Origin of the sequence: Sphaerochaeta sp. S2 (assembly GCF_016406725.1) — a bacterium.
GTDB lineage: Bacteria > Spirochaetota > Spirochaetia > Sphaerochaetales > Sphaerochaetaceae > Sphaerochaeta.
This window is the reverse complement of the sequence record NZ_JAEKNT010000012.1, coordinates 1-10,372: the sequence shown is the minus strand read 5'-3', so window position 1 is coordinate 10,372 and position 10,372 is coordinate 1. Positions and strand designations below refer to the sequence as shown.

The window sequence follows — 10,372 nt, the reverse complement described above, 5'->3', positions numbered from 1 at the left end:
ATATGAGCTTCTATAGAACCCGGAAGGTTCGGATTCTCAACGGAGCACATACTATGAGTGTACTTGCCGCATATCAGGCAGGGCATAACACCGTACAGGATTGTATCGCAGACAAAAACTTGTTGTACCCATTCATGCATGGAGGAATCTTTGAAGAGATCATCCCTTCCATGGATGGCTCAAAAGAGGAGTTGGAAGCGTATGCAAATGATGTGCTGGAACGGTTTGAAAACCCGTATAACCCACATCAGTTGCTCTCCATTTCACTCAACTCTGTCTCAAAGTTCAAGACCCGAAACCTTCCAAGCCTGCTTGGATACATTACAAAGCAAGGTTCTCTCCCTAAAAGACTGGTCTTCGCACTTTCAGCCTTGATCAGCTTCTACGAAGGGACCGAATATGAAGGCAGTGCACTGAAGGGAAAAAGAGGAACCGAGACCTATCTCATCCAAGACAACCAGGACATTCTGGAGACCTTTGCAGCCCTCTATAAAGAGCGTGATGAAGGATTGGCAAGAGCGAAACGTATCAGCACCGCTGTACTTTCCAATTCCGCTTGGTGGTCCCAGGATCTTACCCAGATCGAAGGCTTACAGCATGCAGTTGAGAAGAACTTAGAGGCCATCTGGTCTGTCGGTATGCAAAAAGCCATGCAGGCACTGTAGGAGTACGTATGGAGCAGTACAAATTCATTACCATCCACCCAGATGATGTGGTGGCAGTTGCAATAGCCCCCCTTGGCAAGGGGGAGGTGGTCCGTGTACAGGGGAAAGATATCACATTGGTGATGGATATTCCCTCCGGCCATAAGTTTGCCATCAAAGATATTGCAGAGGGAGAACCAGTCATCAAGTACGGAGCTCCCATCGGACAGGCAAAACAACATATTTGTCAGGGCGAGCATGTCCATGCAAGCAATATCAAGACACTCCTCTCAGAGACAGCCGCCTACCATTACAACAAAGAACTTGCATTGCAATTTCAGGAAAAAGCGGAGAAACGTAAAGCCTTCTGGGCGGACAAAACCCCGACAATCCAAGCCTATCGACGGGCAAATGGAAAGATCGGCATCAGAAATGAGCTTTGGATCGTACCAACGGTTGGTTGTGTAAACAAGATAGCAGAAACACTGGTCTCTTGGGCAAACCAGACCTTTCCTGTCAATGAAAGGTATGATGGAATCCATGTATGGAACCACCCATACGGGTGCAGCCAGCTTGGCGATGACCATGAGGCAACAAGAACCATTCTCGCTGACTTGGTTCACCATCCCAATGCTGGAGGGGTATTGGTACTTGCTCTCGGTTGCGAGAACAACACCCCCGAGTCCTTCAAGGAGCTGGTGGGGGATGTCGATCCAAACAGGGTGAAATTCCTTACCTCACAGGAAGTGGGTGATGAAATTGAGGAGAGCAAGAAACTCATAGCAGCACTCCATGATGCCATGCAGAACGACAGAAGGGAGCCAGTGGGGATGGACAACCTCATTGTGGGTTTCAAATGTGGTGGCTCTGATGGCCTCAGCGGCATTACAGCCAATCCTTTGGTTGGTCGATTCTGCGATGCATTGACTGCCATGGGAGGGACCGGAATTCTTACCGAGGTTCCCGAGATGTTCGGAGCAGAACAGCTGTTGATGAACCGCAGCCAAGATAAAGACGTCTACAAGCAGACCGTACGCTTGATCGATGACTTCAAACAGTACTTCGTCAAGCATGATCAGGTAGTGTATGAGAATCCCTCCCCAGGGAATAAGGCTGGAGGAATTTCAACCTTGGAAGACAAGAGCCTTGGATGCATCCAAAAAGGTGGAGAGGCAATCATCACCGATGTCCTTGCCTATGGACAGCAGGTAACGAGAAGGGGACTGAACCTCCTCTCAGGTCCAGGCAATGACATTGTCTCCACTACAGCGCTCACAGCTACCGGCGCCCATATCATTCTCTTTACCACAGGAAGAGGAACCCCATTGGGAGCTCCTGTCCCCACAGTAAAGATTTCCAGCAATAGTGATTTGGCTGCAAAAAAACCCAACTGGATTGATTTTGATGCAGGAAGGCTCTTAGCTGAAGACAATGAAGAGGTACTCTCCGATTTCCTCTCTCTCATCCAGGCAGTTGCCAGTGGTGAAAAGAAGACAAGGAACGAAGAGAATGGGTATGCAGAGATATCGCTGTTCAAGGATGGGGTCATCCTCTAGAACGCGAAAAAAAGGAGAACGATTATGAAACAATTCATGGACGAACACTTTCTATTACAAACAAAAACAGCCCAGAAGCTGTATCATGAGTATGCAAAAGACCAGAAGATCTATGATTATCACTGCCACCTCAACCCGAAGGAAATAGCTGAGAACAAAAAGTTCTCGACCATCACCGATGCTTGGCTTGGAGGCGATCACTACAAGTGGCGTGCCATGCGTGCAAATGGGGTACCAGAGGAACTGGTTACCGGGAAGGACGCAGACCCGTATGAAAAGTTTCTGGCATGGGCAGGTACCATGGAAAATGCCTTGGGAAATCCTCTCTACCATTGGACCCATCTCGAACTACAACGGTATTTTGGCATCCATGAGGTACTCAACACCAAGAATGCAAAGGCAATTTATGAAGAGGCAAACCGACAGTTCAAGGAAAACGAGAACCTTTCGGTAACAGGTATCATGAAGCAGTTCAAGGTCTACGCGGTAGGAACCACCGATGACCCCGCTGATGATTTGGCATACCATAAGCAAATTGCCTCACAGAAGGAAGTCCCCGCCAAAGTAATACCCTCCTTCCGTCCTGACAAGGCATTGAACATTGAGAAAGAGACATTCTGCGCTTATATGGAATCCTTGGAAACTGTTTCCGGGAAATCCATCACCTTGGTAAGCGATGTTGTTGCGATCCTGATCGATCGACTGGATTTCTTTGTAAGTATGGGTTGCAAGGCAAGCGACCATGCGCTGGTGACCGCTCCAGCTGTTTTCAAGAGCGAGCGGGAAGTGAATGAAATCTTCGCGAAGAAGATGAATGGCAAGTGCCTGAACCATGAAGAGGTGGAAGCCTACAAGACGTTTGTCCTTACTCATCTTGCAAAGGCGTATGCAAAGCGTGACATTGCCATGCAGTTGCATTTTGCAGCCATCAGAGACAACAATGGCTTGATGTACAAGAAACTCGGACCTGATACCGGCTATGACGCCTCCCACGACAAGGATCTTGCTGAAGGACTGTCCGCTTTCCTGAACAATCTCTCTACCACCGGTGAGGTACCCAAGACGATTCTCTATACACTCAACCCAAAGGATTATTACACCTTGGCTACCTTGATGGGCTGTTACCAGGATGGGATTCCAGGAAAAATGCAGCTTGGTTCTGCCTGGTGGTTTGCTGACCACAAGGATGGTATGGAAGAACAGATGAAGATTCTGGGCAACGTTGGCCTGCTCCCCCGTTTCATCGGGATGCTTACCGACAGCCGGTCCTTCCTCTCCTACTCCAGGCACGAGTATTTCAGACGTATCCTCTGTAATATATTGGGTACCTGGGCAGAAGAGGGAGAAGTTCCATACGACATGGAGATGCTGGGAAAGGTGGTTGAGAACATCTCCTTTGGTAATGCAAAAGCTTATTTCGAGGGTTGATACCATGGGAAAGAAAACCAATCCGGCAGGAGAGAAACAACAAACCAGCGGAGTTATTAGAACTATCGTCATCCTGGAGACATTGTCCAAGCATCAGAGCATCAATCTGGAACAACTCTCCAAGGAGACGGGTTTGCCAAAAGCAACCCTGCTCAGGTTTCTTTCCACCTTGGTCAACCTTGGCTATGTCTATCGGGATAACACAGACCTCTACAGCCTAACGCTGAAGATGTTCTCTGTGGGATCCCGTGGACTTGAGCATATCGATCTGATTCATGTAGCCAATCCTGTCGCCCAAGATCTCTGTGATGAACTGGGCGAGACGGTGCATATGGGAGTACTGGAGGAGGACAAGGCAGTCTATGTCCTGAAGAAGGAGTCCTCCTTCACCATCAGGATGTACTCACGGGTGGGAAAAGCAATTCCCCTGTACTGTACAGCTATTGGGAAGGTTCTGCTCAGTGATATGCCTCAAGACACCCTTATTGAATACCTCTCCTCTGTGAAGATGAAACCATTCACCCCAAACACCATTACCGATGTTGGGGTATTGAAACAGGAGTTGCAGCTAATCCGCGATCGAGGCTGGGCAAGCGACAATGAAGAGCATGAAATGGGTACGCTCTGCATTGGCTCCCCGATCAAGGACTACACAGGAAAGGTCGTTGCTGCGATGAGTGTCTCCTGGCCTCTCTTCCGGTTCAATCCAGAAGAACAGGAACATATCACCAAATCAATACTAGAGGCATGTACAAACCTCTCTCACCTCCTAGGCTGGGAAGAAGGCAAGTAACGGTAAGAAATCCCCGGAAATGCAATCCGGGGATGTTTTTTCTCCTCCTATGAGCTATCATGGTGAAAAAGGAGTCAACTCATGCAACAAATTAGATGGGGTATTATAGGATGCGGCAATGTAACTGAAGTGAAAAGCGGCCCTGGATTCCAGAAAGCAGAGGGGGCTTCACTTGTAGCTGTCATGAGGCGAAATGCGGAGAAGGCAGCAGATTATGCTAGGCGCCATGGAGTGGATACCTGGTATGATGACGCACTCAAACTCATTGAAGATCCACAGGTGGATGCAATCTACATTGCAACCCATCCAGACTCCCACCATTACTATACGCTCCTCGCAGCATCAAAGGGAAAACCCGTCTACTGTGAAAAACCCCTGGGAGTTTCCTATGCACAAAGCAAGGAGATGGTGGAGTATTGCAAGCAACACTCCATTCCCTTTTTCAGTGCTTACTACCGCAGAGCACTCCCAAAATACCTTATGATCAAAGAGATGATCGACAGTGGAAAACTTGGAGAAATCAGGGCAGTCCATGTGGAGTTGCTGCAATCCATAAAACCAGAAGATACCGTGGACAAGGGGAGATGGAGAGTACAACCAGAGAAGAGCGGGGGCGGTTTGTTGCTCGATGTTGGCTCACACTCCCTTGATCTGATCGACTTCTATTTTGGCCCCATTGTCGAGGCAACAGGAGAAGGGAGAAACCAGAGCAAAACGTATGAAGCAGATGATATTGTCCATGGCAGTTTCAGGACAGAGCGTGGTGTCTGTGGTACGGGACTTTGGTGTTTCAACACCTGCAAGGATGAGGATACCACCACCATCTTCGGTAGTAAGGGGATCCTCTCCTACTCTGTATTGGATATCGGGAAACCGATAACACTTGAGACAGAGAAGGGGAGAGAGATTATTGCCGTTCCTGAACCTCCAGAACATGTAGCACAGCCCCTCATCCAAACGGTTACCGATGAATTGTTGGGAAAAGGCCGCTGTCTCAGTACAGGAGAGAGTGGCATGCGTACTGACTGGGTAATGGAACGATTACAAGGAAAATAGGAGAGCGTATGTTTGTATCACATCGCGATGAGATTGAAAAAAAGAATATAGCTGAGAAGGTCATCAAACAGGTCCTCATTGGCCCTGAGCAAGGGTGGGAAGACTATGTAATGCGCATGTTCACCTTGGAGAAGGAAGGAAAGGCCCCTCACCATTCCCATCCCTGGCAACATGTCATTTTTGCAGTGGAAGGAAAAGGGAATCTCTTCATGGATGGAAAGGATTATCCACTGGAAAGTGGATCGGTTGCCTATGTGCCGGATGGAATCGACCATCAGATTTCCAACGCAGGAGAGGAGCAATTTGTGTTCATCTGTATCGTTCCCAAGCGAGGAGATGCCTGATTACCTACTCCTCATGATGATGGTGATGGTGTTCGTGATTACAGGTATGATGATCATGGTCATGAGGTATCTCATAGAGTTCCCTGAACATATCCTGGATCAGACTATCCATCTCTTCCTTCTGATTCCCACCAACCACCATGATGCCGATCTGCTTACCTAATTCCGAAAGCAGCGGAAGGGTTCTCTTGCCATAACAGTGGATTGCCTGTGGCTTGCCTTCTTTCTCAAACAGTTCGAGCAAACGACTGATGATCTTCCCATGTTCCTGCTCATAATCCTCAACCAGGAAGACATCAAGCACTTGATGAGATTGCGGGTCATAGGCAAGGCTATAGAAAGGATACACAGGTCTTTCCCCTTCTCCAGGGAGCATTGGCTCGACCATCATGCCGATTGCCAGTGCCATGATCTTTCCTGGTTTTGCCCGCATTCTCTTATACTGCAACTGTCGATCCTCATTGGTGAAAAAAGCTTGCGGATAGTAGAATCCATATGCTTCATCCTGCAATACACGTACACTGACTGAAAAGCTATCACCTTTCTTCTCCAGCGTGGGAATGTACTCCTTCTTGTCTGTCTCTTCCAACTGAAGAGAGTCAAGCCAGAAAGAAAACGTGTTGGTCTTCTTGGTTTTCTTATAGGATGCGAAATACTCCTTGGCAAACAACAAGCCACGAAGGATGAGGATTAAATCCGCTTCTTCTTTATCACTGATGTACCAGGGGACCTTGTACTGTTCCTTGATCCTGAACTGGGGGTAGGCATCCTCGCTGAAAAGGACCCCACTCTCTTCAGCCGCCTTGAGGTCGCTCTCTTCCAGATTCTCTTTCCCTGTTCGCATAATGCCAAGCAAACACTCCTGAGCCTCTTGTAGATCCAGGTTTTCCATCTCAGAGATGCCTTCGTCCTGTAAGGAGAGAGCAAGATAACCAGTAAGGCCCTTTTCCCCCCGATAGGCTGCAAACGCTGAATCTACAACCGATACATAATATGGTACCTGTTCTTCAGAAAGTATGCAGATCAGGTCGTTTTCTGAAAAAACTGAATCTATGGAAGCATCTTGATAGGCCTTGGCCAGTTCATACAGGGTTGTGTGTTTCATGGTTGCACTATACAAAATTCGTGGTAGTTATCCAATGACTACAGCGCCGCTCTTGTTCTCTTGGTTCCTACACGCTACATTGTGACAAAGGAAGACGGTAATGACGGGATTTGAGAAACTACAGCAAGCAAAGCGTTTTGATATGCAGAAAAAGCCCATCAGACAACGCCACTATCTAAGACCTGTAACGTGGCTACTCAGTTACCCTGCAGTGTGGAAACATAAGCTGAAAATCAATCGTAAGAGAATGGAAGGGGTCAAACCTCCCTTTCTTTTGCTCTGTACGCATATGGCATTCATTGATTTCAAGGTGACCACCGCTGCCCTCTTCCCCTATAGAGCAAACTATGTCGTGGCAATCGATGGGTTTCTCAAACGAGAGTGGCTGCTGAGAAATGCTGGGGGAATATGCAAACGAAAGTTTACCAATGACCTGCAGCTGGTCAGACATATCAGAGAGGTATTGACTGTCAACAAGGATATCCTGGCTCTCTACCCGGAAGCTCGATATTCGCTGGTGGGTACGACTGCCATACTTCCTGACTCCCTCGGCAAGATGGCCAAACTGTTGGGAGTTCCTGTGGTGATGCTGAATATGCATGGACACTACCTGAATAGCCCTCTTTGGAACCTGAAAAGTCGAGGAAACCGAATTGAAGCCGATCTTTCACTGCTTTTCACTGCTGAAGAGCTCAAACAAGCCAAGACCAGTGAAGTCAACAAGGTTATACGAAAAGCCTTCCAATATGATGAGTATGCGTGGCAGAAAGAGAACAAGATCAGAATAGCGTATCCCAAACGGGCAGAGGGTTTACATAAACCGCTGTATCAATGCCCTCACTGCCTTCGTGAATACAAGATGTACAGCAAAGGTACAATCCTGGGATGTGGAGCTTGCCACAAACAGTGGGAAATGAGCGAGTATGGTGAGTTGAAAGCAGTTGGGAAAGCTGATGACGAACATACACTAACCACAGAGTTCTCCCACATTCCCGATTGGTATGAGTGGGAACGGGAACAGGTTCGCCAAGAGATTGAAAATGGCTCCTACTTCTTTGAGACACAGGCAAGAGTAGAAGCTCTTCCCAATGCAAAGGGATACATTCCCTTGGGGAAAGCAAAACTGACTCATTCCATGGAAGGCTTTACCTTGGAAGGGGAATTTGACCACAACGCATTCTTCTTGTCAAAACCTTCGCTGAGCATGTATGCCTGCCATATTGAGTATGAATATTTTGGGAAAGGCGACTGTGTGGACCTATCCACCTTGGAAGATACGTACTACATCTACCCAGAAGGAACAGAATTCTCGGTCACCAAGCTCTCCTTGGCAACCGAGGAATTGTTCATCCATCACAGGAGCGCAGAAGCTGATCAGCGTCGTGAAAGGATTCTGGAAAGTTCAGCGTCGCTGATATAGCGGGCAGTATAATCCAGACCATATCTATCCAGCTGCCTTACGAATGCTCGCATATGGCTCTCTGAACCTCTGAGCAGATTGTTGTACACCCAGATTTCCACTTCATCCTCACTTGCCTCTATGTAGCGTTGCAAGTCATAGATATCAAGATCCTCTATGATGGCTCCAACAAGGAAAGCTTCTTCGATGGATGTACTGCCTTGCGCAACCAGACTCTCATAGAGTTCGGCAATTTCGGTGTTGTGGAAGACCCCGATCTCTGAATTTTCAACAGGATTGGTTATCTCCTTATCATTCATGATCGCAGAAACTGCATCCATGTGCTGTTGTTCAGCATTTGCAATGTTGAGAAATACACGACTTCCCCACATATCATAGAGTGCAAGGTAGACATCCCTGGCAAGCTTCTCTTCTTCTGCCATATAGAGCAATCCTTCAGCCCCGGTAGTTTCTACTATTTCCTCAGTCAGGGTAAGTTCAACCTGCTGCTCGCTGATGGGTTGTGCAGAGAGGACAGCACCCATTGCCACTACGAAGATTACGGAAAGTATCATTGTCTTACGCATTTTATTGACTCCTTTGTTTGTCGTTGAGCCAAGTATAGGGATGTACTATCTACTCTATAAGGAAACAAGGTAAAGGTTTGGTAAAGAGAGAGGAGCAAACTTCGAAAAGCTTGCTCCCCCTGATTTTTTTAGGTCTGAAAGTGCTTATCGCTGAACGCGACCGCTTCCATCTCCCTTGCACAGTGCCTCAACCTCTGCTTTGGTGCTGAGATTGAAGTCTCCATCGATGGAGTGCTTCAAGGCTGACGCTGCCACTGCAAAGTTGATGACATACTGTTCATCATCCCCATACTCACTGAGTGCGAAGATCAAACCAGCAGAGAAGGAATCTCCACCACCGACACGGTCAATGATATCCGTGATCTCATAGTGCTTGGAGAGGTAGAAGCCACTCTTGCCGCTGAGTGCTGCACTCCACCCATTGTGGTCGGCACTCTTGCTCTCCCTGAGGGTAACGGCAACCACCGAAACATTGGGGAACTGGCGCTTCACCTCTTCGGTAAGATCCTTGTAGACATCTGTATCCAACTCACCACTGGTAACATCAACTTTGGCCTCAATACCCAGACACTTCTGGATATCTTCCTCATTCGCAATGATTACATCAGCAAACTTGACCAATTCCCTCATTACCTCAGGTGCTTTCTTTCCATAGTTCCAGAGTTTCTTTCGGTAGTTCAAATCGATGGATACGGTGGCTCCAGCTTCCTTGGCCGCCTTCATTGCTGCAAGACTACTGTCTGCTGCATCCTGGCTGATTGCCGGGGTGATGCCGGTGATATGAAACCATTGTGCATCAGCAAGTACTGATTTGAAATCAAAATCAGAAGGTTTGCTGAGCGCAATGGAGCTCTCTGCACGATCATAAACGACACTACTGGGTCTCTGGTTTGCCCCAGTTTCCAGGAAGTAGATACCGACACGGCCCTTCTTGGTCATGGTAACCGCTGAGGTATCAACACCATACTTACGGACCTCACGTACTGCAGCCTCTCCAATGGCATTGGCAGGAAGTGCGGTCACAAACCGTGATTTCTTTCCAAGCAATGAGAGAGAGACAGCGACATTGGCCTCTCCTCCGCCAAAGGTGGCTTCCAAAGCAGGAGATTGGAAGAACCGCTCATGCCCTGGGGACTTGAGTCTCAACATGATCTCGCCAAATGTTACAAATGTATTTCCCATAGAAGTCTCCTCCATATTTTTATACAGGAACAGTAATATCCTCTTGATATTTCAAATCATAGAAGGTATGCTTGAGTCTGTCAATGATATTTTGAAACATCGTTTCATATTTGGAATATCCAAGAAGGAGCAACGCATATGCATGAAGCACTGTTTGAACAAATCCATACGATCGGCCTGGTACCGGTGGTGAAGATCGATGATGCCAGCAAGGCCGAGGGTCTTGCAGGAGCCCTGATCGCAGGCGGACTGCCCTGTGCAGAGGTCACCTTCCGCAC

The 10,372-nt window shown here is 47.8% G+C and carries 9 protein-coding genes and 1 pseudogene; 7 read left to right on the top strand and 3 right to left on the bottom strand.

Annotated features, from left to right (window positions below):
- The 6 genes and pseudogenes from JF818_RS00315 to JF818_RS00290 form a co-directional block, all read left to right on the top strand.
- A pseudogene (locus JF818_RS00315) lies at positions 1-665 on the top strand (tagaturonate reductase); the annotation flags it as partial.
- An 8-nt stretch (positions 666-673) separates the two neighbouring features.
- Positions 674-2,200 carry a UxaA family hydrolase gene (locus tag JF818_RS00310; protein WP_198890007.1) on the top strand — a complete coding sequence of 509 codons (1,527 nt, stop codon included), beginning with the start codon at positions 674-676 and terminating at the stop codon, positions 2,198-2,200.
- A gap of 24 nt (positions 2,201-2,224) precedes the next feature.
- On the top strand, positions 2,225-3,628 hold the full coding sequence (uxaC, locus tag JF818_RS00305; RefSeq protein ID WP_198890006.1) for a glucuronate isomerase: 1,404 nt from the start codon (positions 2,225-2,227) through the stop codon (positions 3,626-3,628).
- On the top strand, positions 3,603-4,421 hold the full coding sequence (locus JF818_RS00300; protein ID WP_233065210.1) for an IclR family transcriptional regulator: 819 nt from the start codon (positions 3,603-3,605) through the stop codon (positions 4,419-4,421). Before uxaC ends, JF818_RS00300 begins: the two co-directional genes overlap by 26 nt.
- An 81-nt stretch (positions 4,422-4,502) precedes the next feature.
- Entirely contained in the window at positions 4,503-5,477 is a 975-nt protein-coding gene (locus tag JF818_RS00295; protein WP_198890005.1) for a Gfo/Idh/MocA family protein, read from the top strand.
- Positions 5,478-5,485: 8 nt separating this feature from the next.
- A complete protein-coding gene (locus JF818_RS00290) occupies positions 5,486-5,821 on the top strand; it encodes a cupin domain-containing protein (protein ID WP_198890004.1) in 336 nt (111 codons plus the stop codon).
- 4 nt (positions 5,822-5,825) lie between these two features.
- Here the strand turns inward: JF818_RS00290 and JF818_RS00285 are convergent, their stop codons facing one another.
- Positions 5,826-6,926, bottom strand: coding sequence for a hypothetical protein (locus JF818_RS00285; RefSeq protein ID WP_198890003.1), 1,101 nt, complete (start codon positions 6,924-6,926; stop codon positions 5,826-5,828).
- Between the two features lie 100 nt (positions 6,927-7,026).
- Between JF818_RS00285 and JF818_RS00280 the strand changes: the two genes are divergently transcribed.
- Positions 7,027-8,346, top strand: coding sequence for a 1-acyl-sn-glycerol-3-phosphate acyltransferase (locus JF818_RS00280; protein WP_233065207.1), 1,320 nt, complete (start codon positions 7,027-7,029; stop codon positions 8,344-8,346).
- Here the strand turns inward: JF818_RS00280 and JF818_RS00275 are convergent.
- Complete coding sequence (locus JF818_RS00275; RefSeq protein WP_198890002.1) at positions 8,301-8,912, bottom strand: DUF2202 domain-containing protein; 612 nt, start codon at positions 8,910-8,912, stop codon at positions 8,301-8,303. The genes JF818_RS00280 and JF818_RS00275 overlap by 46 nt on opposite strands.
- A gap of 144 nt (positions 8,913-9,056) precedes the next feature.
- On the bottom strand, positions 9,057-10,094 hold the full coding sequence (locus tag JF818_RS00270; protein WP_198890001.1) for a sugar kinase: 1,038 nt from the start codon (positions 10,092-10,094) through the stop codon (positions 9,057-9,059).
- Positions 10,095-10,372 lie beyond the last annotated feature (278 nt).

Coding starts and splice junctions, on each gene's coding strand:
- JF818_RS00270 (WP_198890001.1), bottom strand. CDS start 10,094: ATGGGAAATACATTTGTAACATTTGGCGAGATCATGTTGAGACTCAAG.
- JF818_RS00275 (WP_198890002.1), bottom strand. CDS start 8,912: ATGCGTAAGACAATGATACTTTCCGTAATCTTCGTAGTGGCAATGGGT.
- JF818_RS00290 (WP_198890004.1), top strand. CDS start 5,486: ATGTTTGTATCACATCGCGATGAGATTGAAAAAAAGAATATAGCTGAG.
- JF818_RS00280 (WP_233065207.1), top strand. CDS start 7,027: ATGACGGGATTTGAGAAACTACAGCAAGCAAAGCGTTTTGATATGCAG.
- JF818_RS00300 (WP_233065210.1), top strand. CDS start 3,603: ATGCAAAAGCTTATTTCGAGGGTTGATACCATGGGAAAGAAAACCAAT.
- JF818_RS00310 (WP_198890007.1), top strand. CDS start 674: ATGGAGCAGTACAAATTCATTACCATCCACCCAGATGATGTGGTGGCA.
- JF818_RS00295 (WP_198890005.1), top strand. CDS start 4,503: ATGCAACAAATTAGATGGGGTATTATAGGATGCGGCAATGTAACTGAA.
- uxaC (WP_198890006.1), top strand. CDS start 2,225: ATGAAACAATTCATGGACGAACACTTTCTATTACAAACAAAAACAGCC.
- JF818_RS00285 (WP_198890003.1), bottom strand. CDS start 6,926: ATGAAACACACAACCCTGTATGAACTGGCCAAGGCCTATCAAGATGCT.